At 52.0% G+C, this 13,806-nt stretch carries 14 protein-coding genes and 1 pseudogene; 4 read left to right on the plus strand and 11 right to left on the minus strand.

The genetic code is table 11. From position 1 onward, the window contains the following. Positions 1 to 291 precede the first annotated feature (291 nt). The 9 genes and pseudogenes from HMPREF1051_RS10160 to HMPREF1051_RS10195 all read right to left on the minus strand — a co-directional run bounded on the left by HMPREF1051_RS10160 (position 292) and on the right by HMPREF1051_RS10195 (position 8,813). Positions 292 to 1,548, minus strand: coding sequence for a D-amino acid dehydrogenase (locus tag HMPREF1051_RS10160; protein WP_003768217.1), 1,257 nt, complete (start codon positions 1,546 to 1,548; stop codon positions 292 to 294). A 230-nt stretch (positions 1,549 to 1,778) separates the two neighbouring features. After that, positions 1,779 to 3,170 carry an alanine/glycine:cation symporter family protein gene (locus HMPREF1051_RS10165; RefSeq protein WP_003768151.1) on the minus strand — a complete coding sequence of 464 codons (1,392 nt, stop codon included), beginning with the start codon at positions 3,168 to 3,170 and terminating at the stop codon, positions 1,779 to 1,781. Between the two features lie 300 nt (positions 3,171 to 3,470). Then, positions 3,471 to 3,655, minus strand: a pseudogene (locus HMPREF1051_RS15590) (hypothetical protein); the annotation flags it as partial. A 107-nt stretch (positions 3,656 to 3,762) separates the two neighbouring features. Next, positions 3,763 to 4,431 carry a hypothetical protein gene (locus HMPREF1051_RS10170; protein ID WP_003768157.1) on the minus strand — a complete coding sequence of 223 codons (669 nt, stop codon included), beginning with the start codon at positions 4,429 to 4,431 and terminating at the stop codon, positions 3,763 to 3,765. Between the two features lie 52 nt (positions 4,432 to 4,483). Continuing rightward, positions 4,484 to 5,521, minus strand: a complete 1,038-nt coding sequence (locus tag HMPREF1051_RS10175) for a tetratricopeptide repeat protein (RefSeq protein WP_003768161.1) — start codon at positions 5,519 to 5,521, stop codon at positions 4,484 to 4,486. 36 nt (positions 5,522 to 5,557) lie between these two features. Next, positions 5,558 to 6,184: a phosphoribosylglycinamide formyltransferase gene (gene purN, locus HMPREF1051_RS10180; RefSeq protein ID WP_003768186.1), complete on the minus strand. Its 627-nt coding sequence runs from the start codon at positions 6,182 to 6,184 to the stop codon at positions 5,558 to 5,560. Between the two features lie 189 nt (positions 6,185 to 6,373). Next, positions 6,374 to 7,207 (minus strand): FKBP-type peptidyl-prolyl cis-trans isomerase, encoded by an 834-nt coding sequence (locus tag HMPREF1051_RS10185; RefSeq protein ID WP_003768212.1) that lies wholly within the window; start codon positions 7,205 to 7,207, stop codon positions 6,374 to 6,376. 130 nt (positions 7,208 to 7,337) lie between these two features. Then, positions 7,338 to 7,778, minus strand: a complete 441-nt coding sequence (locus HMPREF1051_RS10190) for a DNA polymerase III subunit chi (RefSeq protein ID WP_003768163.1) — start codon at positions 7,776 to 7,778, stop codon at positions 7,338 to 7,340. A 375-nt stretch (positions 7,779 to 8,153) separates the two neighbouring features. Continuing rightward, positions 8,154 to 8,813, minus strand: coding sequence for a DUF1287 domain-containing protein (locus tag HMPREF1051_RS10195; RefSeq protein WP_003757490.1), 660 nt, complete (start codon positions 8,811 to 8,813; stop codon positions 8,154 to 8,156). Between the two features lie 459 nt (positions 8,814 to 9,272). Here HMPREF1051_RS10195 and htpX point away from each other — a divergent pair, with 459 nt between their 5' ends. From htpX to rlmB, 4 genes are all read left to right on the plus strand, one after another. Then, positions 9,273 to 10,112: a protease HtpX gene (htpX, locus tag HMPREF1051_RS10200; protein WP_003768141.1), complete on the plus strand. Its 840-nt coding sequence runs from the start codon at positions 9,273 to 9,275 to the stop codon at positions 10,110 to 10,112. 314 nt (positions 10,113 to 10,426) lie between these two features. Further along, the gene (locus HMPREF1051_RS10205; RefSeq protein WP_003768145.1) at positions 10,427 to 11,137 is read left to right on the plus strand and encodes an AzlC family ABC transporter permease; all 711 of its coding nucleotides are present in this window, start codon (positions 10,427 to 10,429) and stop codon (positions 11,135 to 11,137) included. Beyond that, a complete protein-coding gene (locus tag HMPREF1051_RS10210) occupies positions 11,134 to 11,442 on the plus strand; it encodes an AzlD family protein (protein ID WP_003757495.1) in 309 nt (102 codons plus the stop codon). Before HMPREF1051_RS10205 ends, HMPREF1051_RS10210 begins: the two co-directional genes overlap by 4 nt. A gap of 109 nt (positions 11,443 to 11,551) precedes the next feature. Further along, on the plus strand, positions 11,552 to 12,301 hold the full coding sequence (gene rlmB / locus HMPREF1051_RS10215; protein ID WP_003768155.1) for a 23S rRNA (guanosine(2251)-2'-O)-methyltransferase RlmB: 750 nt from the start codon (positions 11,552 to 11,554) through the stop codon (positions 12,299 to 12,301). Between the two features lie 82 nt (positions 12,302 to 12,383). Here rlmB and HMPREF1051_RS10220 read toward each other — a convergent pair whose 3' ends face one another. Together HMPREF1051_RS10220 and HMPREF1051_RS10225 are read right to left on the minus strand one after the other, a co-directional pair. Then, positions 12,384 to 13,337: an L-lactate dehydrogenase gene (locus tag HMPREF1051_RS10220; RefSeq protein ID WP_003768146.1), complete on the minus strand. Its 954-nt coding sequence runs from the start codon at positions 13,335 to 13,337 to the stop codon at positions 12,384 to 12,386. Between the two features lie 283 nt (positions 13,338 to 13,620). Then, positions 13,621 to 13,806: transposase (locus HMPREF1051_RS10225; protein ID WP_196794306.1), on the minus strand; the 186-nt coding region annotated here is incomplete at its 5' end.

Consider the following 13,806-nt stretch of genomic DNA (forward strand, 5'->3'; position numbering starts at 1 on the left):
TCAGAGGCAGCCGTCAGGTTTGCTTTTGGGGATGTTGGGTTTCGTGGGAATGTGAGAAAGGTCGTCTGAAAACTATATTACGTTTTCAGACGACCTTTGAGTTTGTATAGTGGATTAAATTTAAATCAGGACAAGGCGACGAAGCCGCAGACAGTACAGATAGTACGGAACCGATTCACTTGGTGCTTCAGCACCTTAGAGAATCGTTCTCTTTGAGCTAAGGCGAGGCAACGCCGTACTGGTTTAAAGTTAATCCACTATAGTGCCGCTCAAACCTTATCGGTTTAAAGCTCAAGACGGATAGCGCGACAGGCTCAAGTCGTCGCTGCGGATTTCGGTGTCTTTGCCGCACACGATATCGGCGGTCAATTTTGCCGAGCCCAGCGACATGGTCCAGCCCAAAGTACCGTGACCTGTATTCAGGAACAGGTTGTCAAAGCGGGTGCGGCCGATTAACGGCGTGCTGTCGGGCGTCATCGGTCTGAGTCCGCTCCAGAACAATGCCTGATTCAAGTCGCCGCCTTCGGGGAACAAATCGTTGACGACCAAAGCCAGCGTTTCGCGGCGTTTTTCGGACAGTTTGATTTCGTAGCCGGACAATTCCGCCATGCCGCCGACGCGGATTCTGTTGTCGAATCGTGTGATGGCGACTTTGTAGCTTTCATCCAAAACAGTGGAAACCGGCGCGCCGTCTGAGTTTTTGACGGGCAGGGTCAAGGAATAGCCTTTGACGGGGTAAATGGGCAGATCGAGGCCCAACTGCGCCAAAACCGTTCTGCTGAAGCAGCCGAGCGCGCAGACGAAGGCATTTGCTTCAAACCGTTCTGTTTCAGTTTCCACTGCGCTGATGCGCTGGCCGTTGTGTTCGATGCGGCGGATGGTTCGGTTGAAATGGAACTGTACGCCTTTTTCCAGACACAGTTTGTACAGGTTTTGGGTGAAGAGGTGGCAGTCGCCGGTTGCATCCGCAGGCAGGTGCAGGCCGCCGGCAATTTTGGCGGTAACGCGCGCAAGTGCAGGCTCGAATTCTGCGCATTCTTCGGGTTTCAGACGACGGTAGGGCACGCCGTATCGTTCCAAAACGGTAATGTCTTGTTCTGCCGCTTCGACTTCTTTGGCTTGGCGGAAAATCTGCAAAGTTCCTTTTTTGCGTCCTTCGAAATTCATGCCGGTTTGCGCTTCAAAACGGCGGAACATTTCACGGCTGTATTCGGAAATCCTGACCATGCGCTCTTTGTTGATTTGATAGCGGGATGCCGTGCAGTTTTGCAGCATTTGCCACAGCCATTCGACTTGATACAGACTGCCGTCGGGGCGGAACAGCAGGGGAGGATGGCTTTTAAACAGCCATTTCAGTGCTTTGGTCGGAATGCCGGGTGCCGCCCAAGGCGTGGTGTAGCCGTAAGAAAGCTGACCCGCATTGGCGAAACTGGTTTCCATTGCCACGCCTTCGGCGCGGTCGATTACCGTTACCTCATGTCCGGCTTCCGCCAGATACCACGCGCAAGATACGCCGGCAACTCCGGCACCTAAAACGAGCACTTTCATTTTGTTCCTCCGCCGACTGGTTTGATATAGTGGATTAAATTTAAATCAGGACAAGGCGACGAAGCCGCAGACAGTACAGATAGTACGGAACCGATTCACTTGGTGCTTCAGCACCTTAGAGAATCGTTCTCTTTGAGCTAAGGCGAGGCAACGCCGTACTGGTTTAAAGTTAATCCACTATAAATACAGATATCGGGTCGTCTGAAACACCTTTCAGACGACCTCAGGCATCAATGCGGCAACGCTCCGTCTCTGACTTTTTGTTTGAAGTCGCGCGTTTCATTGACGATGACTTTAATCATCAAAAGAAGTGCGATCAGGTTGGGCAACGCCATCAGGCCGTTGAACGTATCCGAAGCCAGCCATACCAAATCAAGGCTCAAGACTGTACCCAGCATGACGGAAGAGACATAACCGACGCGGTACAAACCGGCAAACTTCTCGCCGAATACATAAACCGCGCATTTCTCGCCGTAATAGCACCAGCCCAAAATGGTTGAGTAGGCGAAGAAAATCAGACCGATGGTGACAATCCAGCCGCCGATGCCGGGCAGCATTTTTTGGAAGGTGACGGTCGTCAGTGCCGCGCCGCTCAATTCAGGTTTGACAAACTCGCCGCCCGCGCCGAGCAGGCCCATGACCAAAATGATGCCGGTAATCGAACAAACGACGATGGTGTCCAAAAACGTACCGGTCATGGAAACCAATGCCTGACGGACGGGATGGTCGGTTTTGGCGGCTGCGGCGGCAATCGGTGCAGAACCCATGCCCGCTTCGTTGGAGAACACGCCGCGCGCCACGCCGTAGCGGATTACCGTGCCGATAGCGCCGCCCGCCACTGCCTGCGCGCTGAACGCATCGGAGAAAATCAGCTTGACGGCAGGCACCAGCGCATCGGAATTGATGACGATAATGGAAATACCGCCCACCACATAAAACACCGCCATAGCGGGTACGATGAAAGAAGCGGCTTTAGCGATGCCTTTGATACCGCCCAAAACGACGATGGCAGTCAGAACCGTCAACGTAATGCCGGTATAGACAGGTTCGACGCCGAAGCTCGTCTGAACCGCTTGAGCGACTGAGTTGGACTGTACGGAGCTGCCGATGCCGAACGAAGCGAATGTGCCGAATAAAGCGAACGCCAATGCCATCCATTTCCAGTTTTTACCCAAACCGTTTTCGATGTAATACATAGGGCCGCCGGACATTTCGCCTTTGGAGTTGGTCACGCGGTATTTCACCGCCAACACGCCTTCGCCGTATTTGGTCGCCATGCCAAAAACGGCGGTCATCCACATCCAAAATACCGCGCCCGGACCGCCGGTCACTACGGCAGTCGCCACGCCGGCGATATTGCCCGTGCCGATGGTGGCGGACAGGGCGGTCATCAAAGCGGCGAAATGGGAAATATCGCCTTCGTGGTCTTCGCCGTCTTCATGCTTCTTTGACGGCACGAAAGCCTGCTTCAGCGCATAGCCCAACATGGTGAATTGCAAGCCCTTCAGCATGACGGTCAGCAAAATGCCCGTGCCGACCAGCAGCACCAGCATGACAGGCCCCCAGACCCAGCCGCTGATGGTTTCAAAAAAGGCTTTGAGATTGTCTAAAAACAATTGCATGGTTTTCTCCTTCATCCGTTTTATATTTTTTACGCACTACTATTTTTTGTAGTGTCATGTAATTTCAGCACAGAATGTTCAAGAACACAATATCTCTATTTTTAAAAAATTTTCGATGTCATACCTTATGCGGAGGCCTAATTGGGTAGAACATATTGTTTACAATCTGAAAAATAATGTGAATACAGCTTAAGCCTGCCAGTCTGTAAACGCATACCTTTCAACTAAAAAATCGCAGGTCGTCTGAAAATGGCGGTCGTTTTTTGAGAGAAATACGCCATAGGCGAATCGCTATGGTGTGAGGGTTGAAAAGTCATGTGTGCGGCAATATAGTGGATTAAATTTAAACCAGTACGGCGTTGCCTCGCCTTAGCTCAAAGAGAACGATTCTCTAAGGTGCTGAAGCACCAAGTGAATCGGTTCCGTACTATTTGTACTGTCTGCGGCTTCGTCGCCTTGTTCTGATTTAAATTTAATCCACTATAAAAAACTGCACCTTAATAGATTGGAAGAAATATCCAACTTTTAGGTGCAGTTCAGTTTTCAGACGACCTTTGGGAAACGGTCGGTCATTTGGGATGGTGTGCCGCCGTTATGGTTTGACGGCTTTTCCGTCAATGATGACGGATGTGAGTTTGAGGTCGTAAGTTTTGCCGTCGTCGGTGTATTTGATTTCGGCAGGAATGTTGTTGAAGGCGGGGGCGAACGAATAGGTGACGGTGTCGTCGCCGCGTTTGACACGGTATTTGTTGACGGTGGTCGTACCGCCGCCGATTTTGTAGTTTTCGCTGCCGACTTTGGTCATGCCGCTGACGGGGTAGAGTTTTTTGCCGTTGGTGATGTTCAGGCCGGACGGCAGGCGGGCATCGTTGGCGGCAAGCTGCCAAGCCAGCGTAAAGAGGTCGAGTGTCGTGCCGCCGGTTTTGGCGGTTTCGCTCGAACCGGCTTTGCCGTAAGTGATGCTGTTGCCGCTGAATTTGGCTTCGGCATAGAGTTTGCCGCCGCGGACGTCTTTATAGTATTTGGGACGGAGGGTGTTGCCGCTGATGGTGCCGCCGGATTCGAAGCGGATGCTGTACATCGGGACTTTGATTCTGGATACGATGGTGTATTGGTTGCCGCTGCGTGTGAAGGTCATGGTAGCGGGTATGCCGTAGCTGCCGGAGTATTTCAGGGTGGCTGATTGGGGCAGTCCTGCGGCATAGGCGTTTGCGGCGCTTAGGGAGAGGGCGGCGGCGATTAGTAGGGTGGGTGTTTTCATGGTGTCATTCCTCCTGTTTGGGTCGTCTGAAAGGATTTCAGACGAGCTTGGGTTATTGGAGATTGCCCGAACCGAACATAAATTCAATCTGGCTTTGGTAATAGCTGTTGCCGTTGCGTTTGTCGAAGTCTGCGGCAAACTCGCGGGCATGTTGCGCCGCTTTTTCGTCAAAAGGAGAAAGCGCGATGAGGTAGTCTAAATAGAGCATATTGTCGTTTGGGGCATGTCGAATGATGGTGTCGCCGTGCCGGTTCATCAAATCGAGGGCGCGTTGCGACTGTCCGAGTTTGTACGCCAGTTGGGAAAAGAGGGGGATCAGGCGGACGAACTCTTCGTCTTCTTCGACGTTGATTTTGTCTATGGCTTCGTCCAAAAGGCGTTCCGCCTCCTCGTATTTGCCCAGCCTTATCATGCTGTCGATGACGGGGTAGTAGGTGAGGTGAGGCACTTCGGCGCAGGTCATTTCTCCCGTTAAGATGGGTTGGGCGGTATCGATGGCTTTTTGGTACTGCCCGATAAAATGGTAGAAATTGACCTGCTCGGACTGTTCGCACGCGGGGCAGTCGGAAAATTCATCTGCGGCGGTTTGCTGCCATTTTTGGAAATTTTCTTTGGCGGCGGCGTGATCTCCGGACAGGATGTTTTGCAGCATCAGGGTTTTATAAAATGATGAAAGACTGAACCGCATGTTTTCATAGTGGTAACGCATTGTTTCGTTCGCTTCCTCGATTTCCTTTTTGTCGAGAAAGAGGTCGCGGGCAAGCATGGGAATGATCCATTTGAATTTCCACTGGCAATCGATTAAATCGTCGAAGCCTTCGGGAAAGCCGTCGTCTTCAGGATGCTGCTCGTAGCTTTCGTCACAGCGGTCCAAGTGATGGTCGATCAGCCAGTTTAGGCAGTGCAGCTTAAAACCGGGAGAAAAAGAGCGGTTATTGAGCGGGTCTCCGACAACAAAATCGCATACCGCCCGCGTTGTTTCGGGGTTGTTTTTGAGGCTTTGGTTGAATAAATCGATGGCTTTGCTTTGGCGTTTACGGTAGTCGGATTCGGAAATGATATCCGAAAGGGTCAACCGGTTTTGGCTCATGGTGTTTCCTTGTAGGATGCTGCGCATTGGGCAGGATTACGCGAGTAAGGTTTGTCCTTCGGCGTTGCGTTCTGAATTGAATACGCGGTTGCCTTCGATTTTCAGACGACCTGCAACGAAATCGGCAACGGCTTGCGGGAAAAGGCGGTGTTCGACGGTCAGGACGCGTGCGGCAATGTCGTCGGGCGTGTCGCCGTCGAGGATCGGGACGATGCCTTGCGAGATAATCGGACCGCAGTCCAGCTCGGGGGTTACAAAATGGATGGTGCAGCCTGCGACGCGGCAGCCGGCTTCAAGGGCGCGTTCGTGGGTGTGCAGACCGGTGAAGGCGGGGAGGATGGACGGGTGGATGTTGATCAGGCGGTTTGAGTAATGGGCGCAGAATTCGGGCGTGAGGATGCGCATAAAGCCTGCGAGGACGACCAAATCAGGTTGATAGGCATCGATTTTCTCCATCATGGCTTGGTCGAAAGCAAGGCGGCTGGGGAAGTCTTTGTGGTTGAGGCTGTCGGTGGCGATGCCGCGATCGGCTGCCCAAGCCAGTCCGGCGGCGGTTGCGCTGTTGCTGAGGACGGCGGCGATGCAGACGTCTGGAATGGCGGCATTGACAATGGCCTGCATATTGCTGCCGCGGCCGGAGATGAGGATAACGATGTTTTTCATAGCGTCGGTTGTAGGAGGTTGGTAGGTTTTATTGTATAGCAAAACAAAATCGCAATGTTATGGCGCAGGTTTATTGGGGGTTTGATGGGATAGGAGGTCGTCTGAAACGGGGTAAACCATGTTTTGCGAATATATAGAACAGAAATGCCCGAAACGGATTCGGTTCGGGCATCGGGTTAAAGCGCAGGCTTATTGGACTTTTTGAATGTCAACTTGACCGGGAGCGGGTTGGAAATCTTCGGGTTTGCCGATTTTAACCAGCTTCACGTCGAATACCAAAGTGGAATTCGGACCGATTTTCCCGCCCGGCATGACTTGGTCGCGGTAGGCGAGTTTGGACGGGATGTAGAAGGTGGCTTCGCTGCCTTCTTTCAAGAGTTGGATGCCTTCGGCCCAGCCGGGGATGACTTGGCTGACGGGGAAGGTGACAGGACCGCCGGCTTTGCTGCTGTCGAAGACGGTACCGTCAATCAGGCGGCCTTCGTATTCGACAACGACGATGTCGTCTTTTTTAGGCTGTTTGCCGTCACCTTCTTTGGTGATTTTGTATTGCAGGCCGGAAGCAGTGGTTTTCACACCTTCTTTAGTGGCGTTTTCTTTGAGGAACGCTTCGCCTTTTTCCAGGTTGGCTTTGGCGTCAGCCTGAAGTTTTTCCACCGCTTTGGCTTGTTGTTCTTTCATGAATTTCACCATGATTTCTTGTGCTTGGGCTTCAGTCATTTTGCTTTCTTTGCCTTCGTAAGAAGCCTGCAAGGCTTCGATGAAGACCTTCATGTCGATTTCCGTGCCCTGATCCTTCATTTGTTTCAATAAGTTGCCGGTGTCCATACCTATTGCGTAGCTGGCTTGTTGGACCGGTGTGCCGATAGAGGATGCGTCTTTTGCGGCAGATGCGCCGGAAGCTGCGGATGCCGATGCGGGTGCAGAGGCTGAAGCAGGTGTATTGGCGTCTTTTTTGTCGCAGGCGGTCAGTGCCAATGCGGCGGCGATTGCCAATGCGCTGAATTTGAAAGTTTTGTTCATGATGTTTTCGTCTTTTAAAAGGGGTCAGTAAAAGAAAGTCGGGATTATAGCCCAGTTTGAATCAAAAGGAATCAAGGCTGTTTAAATTTTCGGCTTATCGTGTAAAGCCGTTTTCAGACGACCTTCGATTTTAGGCTTTGCCCGTCATATCGTGGTGTTCGATGGTAAAGCCGTTTTTTCTGTATGCGCTGAAGCGTTCGCGGGCGTCGGCGAGCCCTTCCAAGCTGCTGCCTACAATTTCAAGCACGCGGGCGGGAACGACGGGGGCTTCGTTCCAAAAGTCGGGCGAGAGGTTGAGGACGGTGGCGTTTTCAGGGACGGTGGGTAAAGTATCGCCGAACGCGAGCCATACGGGTGTTTCAGACGACATGGGTTGGTCGGGTTGCCAAATTTCATGTGGAATGAAACTTTCGGGAATTTGCTGCCAAAGGTCGCGGTCGAGGCGGCGGATGGTTTCATCGGAATCCGACCAGACCAATATCTGCCCGCCGTCGCGTATGGCGCGCGCAATCAGGCGGCAGGCGAAGGCGGCGGGGTCGGCGGCGTGGGTGTAGAAAGTGGCTTTGGGCATGATGCACAGGGCAGGGGGAAATGGGGGATTATAGTAAAAACGTTGTGAAAGGGCTATGGTAGGGCTGTCTTACCGGCTTGGTTATCAAACGTATTGATCAGCCGCCTCCTGCCTACGTCAGAATATTCAGGCGTCCGGACGCTTGTCAGGATGCCTTGTCAAAGAATATCGGGTTTTCAGACGACCTTTTGGGATGGTTGTTTGTATAGTGGATTAACTTTAAACCAGTACGGCGTTGCCTCGCCTTAGCTCAAAGAGAACGATTCTCTAAGGTGCTGAAGCACCAAGTGAATCGGTTCCGTACTATCTGTACTGTCTGCGGCTTCGTCGCCTTGTCCTGATTTAAATTTAATTCACTATAACACGATGGAAAATTTACTGAACGGGAAGCCTGAAATGTCCGGTAATAGTATAGCGGTAGAGGATGTCGTCTTCGCGGGTTCCCAAACCGATATTGTGGATAATCAAGGGTCTGTCTCCAATTTTGCGGTCGGAGACGATGCCGATGTGGGGGCGGTTGCCTTTAAGCTCCCAAGTCACAATGTCGCCTGCCTGATAATTCGTATCTTGTACCGCCCAGCCTTGGCGTGTGAAATAAGTCATGAGGTTGGGCACCCGGCGGTGGTCGATGTTGGCATCGGGTTGTTTCAAGCCCCAACGGTTGGGATAGGCGGAGAAGTTTCGGCTCATGTCTTGATGGACAAGTTCTTGCAAATCCATATTTTGGTCGCGCAGGGCGCGGATGATGACGTCGGTGCACACGCCTTTTTTCATCGGTACGTCACCCATCGGATATTTGAGTTTGGTATAGGCAGAGTCATAACGCAGGGTCTTGCCGATTTGGTTGCGCGCAGATTGGACGATTTTCGGGGATGGTCGGTCGGGTTGGGTAATGGATTGTGAAGAACCGGTACGGATAAGTGGGATGGTCGGACCGTAGGGGCTGTGATAAAACCAAAAAGCCGCAGCCGTAATCAAGGCAATGGCAACCGCAATGCTGGCAAGAACGAGATTGAGGGAGGTTTTGCGTTTCATGATTTGCGCACGGATTTAATGTAAATGTTATATTCGTTATTTATCAGATTTCGGGGTAGGGTGGCAATCAAAAGAGGAGTAACGGTCTTTATTAGGTATATTCGGACGAGTAATCAATACGTTTTTGAGGGGAAAATGGTATTTTGTTAACGCTAAATCTCCTGTTTAGTCAAAATGATACTTTGGTTTTGCATACCTTTTCCAAGTACGGCATTTTAGAATCCGCCTCTTTTTGAGAAAATACCGCAGCATTAGCAGTAATGCGGTATAAGTCTTACAGCCTGATTGTGAATTCGCTCGAAAATTTTAGGGCAAACCGATAATTTGAATTCCAACCGGTTTCGATATAAAGCGTAGCGTGCAAAGTAAACTTCAATATTCCGATATTGTTTAATTTTGTTGTTCTTTTATATCAATCAAAAACATAAACCAACCATACCCAAAAAAGGAATCTCCCCGGTGAAACGAATCTTCTTGTTTCTCGCAACCAATATTGCCGTTTTGGTCGTCATCCGCGTTGTTTTGGCCGTACTTGGCATACACAGTACGGATCAGGTCGGCAGTCTGCTGGTGTACTCGGCCGTCGTCGGCTTTGCCGGTTCGATCATTTCATTATTGATGTCCAAATCCATCGCGAAAAACTCTGTCGGTGCGGAAGTCATCGTGCAGCCGCGCAATCAAGTGGAAGCGTGGTTGTTGGCGACTGTGGAAGCACAGGCGAGGCAGTGGAGCCTGAAAACGCCGGAAGTGGCGATCTACCATTCCCCCGAACCCAATGCTTTCGCAACCGGTGCCACGCGCAACAGTTCGCTGATTGCGGTGAGTACGGGTTTGCTCGAGCGCATGACGCGGGACGAAGTCGAGGCCGTTTTGGCGCACGAAATGGCACACGTCGGCAACGGCGACATGGTTACGCTGACCTTGATACAGGGCGTGGTCAATACGTTTGTGGTTTTCCTTGCCCGCATCGTTTCCGGCATGATTGCACGCAACAACGACGGCAGCACTTCGCAAGGCACATATTTTTTAGTCAGCATGGTATTGCAGATCGTGTTCGGCTTTTTGGCAAGCATCATCGTGATGTGGTTCAGCCGTCAGCGCGAATACCGTGCGGATGCAGGCGCCGCCAAACTGGTCGGCGCGCCCAAAATGATTGCCGCGCTGCAACGCTTGAAAGGCAACCCGAGCGATTTGCCGCAGCAAATGAATGCGATGGGTATCGCCAGCGATGCCAAAGATTCTTTGCTCAGCACCCACCCCTCTTTGGAAAACCGGATTGCCCGTCTTAAAGCTTTATAATCAGGGCAGGGATTCACATAATGGAAAGATGATCGGATGATCGAAGGTCGTCTGAAAATGTGAATCGCCCAACCAACTTCGGATATTCTTGAAAACCTGTTCATTCGGTTTGTATCAGCCGGATTCTGTCATATTGCAGAATCCGGCTGTTTTCATTTCAAGCTGTATTTTGGGTGTTCCCGTAAATGAATCTGAAATCAATACGGCGTTTCCTTGTTTGCGATTTTGTCTTGCCCTCCTGATTGTTGACGATTTCACTTATAATACCTTCCCTCATTTTTCATCTTCACACTCTATTTAAATTTCTCAACAAAATGACACACCCAAATTCCCCGCAATCCGAATTTTTACGCGGCATCAAAGAATGCTCGCCCATGCTTATCGGGCTTTTGCCGTGGGCGTTGATACTCGGCGTACAAGGCGGGCAGAAAGGGATGAGCTGGCTGGAAATGCTGCTGATGACGGGCATGAACTTTGCCGGTGGCTCGGAATTTGCAGCGGTCAACTTGTGGACAAACCCGCTGCCGATACTGATCATCGCTACCGTTACCTTCATGATTAATTCGCGCCATATTTTGATGGGGGCGGCAATCGCGCCTTATATGCGGGATATGCCGCTGAAAAAAGCCATGCCCGCGCTGTTTTTTATGTGCGACGAAAGTTGGGCACTGGCGTTTGCGGAAATCCAAAAGCGCAAGGCGATGGGGCTACCGGCGTTCAATATGCCTTATTACGCGGGCGTGTGCTTTATCCTTTATACCACTTGGATCGGCTTTGCGGCGTTTGGCGCGGCGGTCGGGCCGATGTTCGGCGATGTAGCGGCATGGGGCTTCGGCATGGCGTTTCCCGCCGTGTTTTTGGTGCTGCTACGGGGTATGTGGAAAAGCTTTAAGGCGGCACGCCCGTGGTTTGTCAGCCTGATTGTGGCGGGCGGGACTTATTTGTCGGTGGACGGGCATTGGTATGTGCCGATGGGTGCGATTTCCGGCCTGCTTGCCGCCTATCTTTGGGGAGAGAAGGAATGAAGGATTTGCTCTCTTGGCAGTCGTTCCTGCTGTTTGCCAGTATGCTGGCGGTAACGTATTCCACCCGCCTTATCGGTTTTTTTGCCTTGCGCAACCGCACTTTAAGCCGCCGTGCACAAATTGTGATGGAAGCCGCGCCGGGTTGCGTGTTGATTTCCGTCATCGCGCCTTATTTCGTGTCCAACAAACCGCACGAGTTGATTGCCATTGCACTGACCGTGCTTGCCGCCAGCAGGTTTTCTATGTTGGTTACCGTGTTGATCGGTGTGGGCAGTTCTGGGCTGTTGGGGTATTTAATGCGCTAGGCGGCTGTGTTTGAGTGAAACCGGTTACACTTGTTTTCAGACGACCTTTCCCTTTCAGACGACCTTATCTTGTTATAATGTCGTCTGAAATTTTTTATAAAGCAAAATCATGGCAAACCAAAGACTCATCTACGGCTTCCACGCCGTCAACGCCCGCTTGTGGCAAAACCCGAAATCGATTACCGAACTTTACATCCAAGAAGGCAAAAACGATGCCCGCACGCGCGACGTGTTGGAGAAAGCGGCAAACGAAAACGTGCGCGTACACTTCGCCGATGCCGACCGCCTCAACGCCATCAGCAAAGGCGCGCGGCATCAGGGCGTGGTCGGGTTTATCGACGCTTCCAAAAACCACGTCCACCTCGAAGACGTATTGGAAAACCTGAGCGAACCGCCGCTATTGCTGATACTCGACGGCATCACCGACCCGCACAACCTCGGCGCGTGCCTGCGTACCGCCGACGCAATGGGCGTACACGCCGTCATCGCGCCGAAAGACAAAAGTGCGGGACTGAACGCCACCGTCAGCAAAGTCGCCTGCGGCGCGGCGGAAACCGTCCCCTACATCACCGTAACCAACCTCGCCCGCACCCTGCGCGAGCTGAAAGAATACGGCATCTGGATCATCGGCACCGACATGGGCGGCGACGCCGACCTCTATCACTGCGACCTGCCCGACAGCGCGGCATGGGTGATGGGCAACGAAGGCGAAGGCATGCGCCGCCTGACGCGCGAACATTGCGACATGCTGGTGTCGATACCCATGTTCGGCACGGTCGAAAGCATGAACGTCTCCGTCAGCGCAGGCATGGTGTTGAGTGAAACGCGCCGTCAAAGAGTGTTGAAAGCAGAGAAATAGGGCTTAGGTTTGTGAATAAAAAACGTCGTCTGAAAACCAAATTTCCGGTTTTCAGACGACGTTTTATTCAAAGATTATCTCTTTATCCGACCATTTCATCGACTTTGCGTTGATAGCTTTTCAACAGCTCCGCCGAGCGGGCGAAGCGTTCGGCTTCGTCGTCGGAAAGTTGCAGGTCGATGATGCGGACCGCGCCTTGGCGGTTGACGACGGTCGGTACGCCGATATACACGCCGTTTTGTCCGAACTCGCCTTCAAGCAGGGTGGAGACGGGCAGCACGACGCCTTGATTGTGCAGGATGGCGTTGGAGATGCGGCTCAAGCCCATGCCGATGCCGTGGCTGGTTGAGCCTTTGGCGGCGATGACTTCGTAGGCGGCATTGCGCACGGTGGTATAGATTTTGTCCATACGCGCCTGCCCGTCTTCTGATTGTTCCAACATCTTCTGAACCGACATACCCGCGATGTTGGCGGTGCTCCATAGCGCAATGATGCTGTCGCCGTGTTCGCCGATCATCATGGCATCGACACTCCAAGGTGCGACGTCGAATTCGTTGCCCAGACAAACGCGGAAACGGGCGGAGTCAAGGATGGTACCCGAGCCGATAACGCGCTCTTTGGGCAGCCCTGAAAAGCGCAGGACGGCATAAGACAGTACGTCCACAGGATTGGAGGCAACCAAGAAGATGCCGTCAAAGCCGGAAGCCATGACTTTTAAAACGATGTCGCGGAAGATGCGCAGGTTTTTGTCGATTAAGTCCAAACGGGTTTCGCCGGGAGCCTGCGCCGCGCCCGCGCAAATACACACGATGTCCGCATCCGAACAATCATCGTAATCGCCGACGTAAATACGCGCAGGCGAAGCGGCATAAGGCATTCCGTGGCGGAAGTCGCGCGCTTCGCCTTCCGCGCGCGTGCGGTTGATGTCGATTAAAACCATGTCGTCGCACAAGGCTTGGTTGAGCATAGAATAGGCGTAGCTGACCCCAACCGCGCCCAAGCCCACAACGACCACTTTGTTACCAACTTTTTTCATGTTTGTTCCTGTTTGTTTGTGAATAGGAATTATTAATAACACTTGGGTAGGGTGGCGTCAAATTTCAGACGACCGAGGTTTTGAAATGCTCAAAAAATGGGCGGGAAACGGCGTGCAAAACGACACTTGCCAAACCGTGCAAAACGACCTCATCCAAAACGGGCGCAGCGTTTGTTGATAAAAAGCAGGCGTGATGTTGGAAATGAACCGGTATATGACGCAAATGGACTTGATTGGGTAAGGCAGACAGCACAATCCCAAATTGTCGGCGTGGAAAGTATAGTCAATTAAAATTAAAATAGGACAGTAGCGCATCGTCAAATCGGGCGTAATCAGACAATACGGTTCGCAGATACCGCTTAATATTCGCCCACACCTTCTCAATCGGGTTGAGCTCAGGTGAATAAGGTGCAAGAGGCAATACCTTATGTCCCCATTTTTCCGCCATTTTCCGTAAGACACCCATACG

The organism is Neisseria sicca VK64 (assembly GCF_000260655.1).
Taxonomy (GTDB): domain Bacteria; phylum Pseudomonadota; class Gammaproteobacteria; order Burkholderiales; family Neisseriaceae; genus Neisseria; species Neisseria sicca_B.

What these genes read in the sequence shown, in the direction of transcription:
- HMPREF1051_RS10160 (WP_003768217.1), bottom strand. Translation starts at nt 1,548, where the DNA reads ATGAAAGTGCTCGTTTTAGGTGCCGGAGTTGCCGGCGTATCTTGCGCG.
- HMPREF1051_RS10165 (WP_003768151.1), bottom strand. Translation starts at nt 3,170, where the DNA reads ATGCAATTGTTTTTAGACAATCTCAAAGCCTTTTTTGAAACCATCAGC.
- HMPREF1051_RS10170 (WP_003768157.1), bottom strand. Translation starts at nt 4,431, where the DNA reads ATGAAAACACCCACCCTACTAATCGCCGCCGCCCTCTCCCTAAGCGCC.
- HMPREF1051_RS10175 (WP_003768161.1), bottom strand. Translation starts at nt 5,521, where the DNA reads ATGAGCCAAAACCGGTTGACCCTTTCGGATATCATTTCCGAATCCGAC.
- purN (WP_003768186.1), bottom strand. Translation starts at nt 6,184, where the DNA reads ATGAAAAACATCGTTATCCTCATCTCCGGCCGCGGCAGCAATATGCAG.
- HMPREF1051_RS10185 (WP_003768212.1), bottom strand. Translation starts at nt 7,207, where the DNA reads ATGAACAAAACTTTCAAATTCAGCGCATTGGCAATCGCCGCCGCATTG.
- HMPREF1051_RS10190 (WP_003768163.1), bottom strand. Translation starts at nt 7,778, where the DNA reads ATGCCCAAAGCCACTTTCTACACCCACGCCGCCGACCCCGCCGCCTTC.
- HMPREF1051_RS10195 (WP_003757490.1), bottom strand. Translation starts at nt 8,813, where the DNA reads ATGAAACGCAAAACCTCCCTCAATCTCGTTCTTGCCAGCATTGCGGTT.
- HMPREF1051_RS10205 (WP_003768145.1), top strand. Translation starts at nt 10,427, where the DNA reads ATGACACACCCAAATTCCCCGCAATCCGAATTTTTACGCGGCATCAAA.
- HMPREF1051_RS10210 (WP_003757495.1), top strand. Translation starts at nt 11,134, where the DNA reads ATGAAGGATTTGCTCTCTTGGCAGTCGTTCCTGCTGTTTGCCAGTATG.
- rlmB (WP_003768155.1), top strand. Translation starts at nt 11,552, where the DNA reads ATGGCAAACCAAAGACTCATCTACGGCTTCCACGCCGTCAACGCCCGC.
- HMPREF1051_RS10220 (WP_003768146.1), bottom strand. Translation starts at nt 13,337, where the DNA reads ATGAAAAAAGTTGGTAACAAAGTGGTCGTTGTGGGCTTGGGCGCGGTT.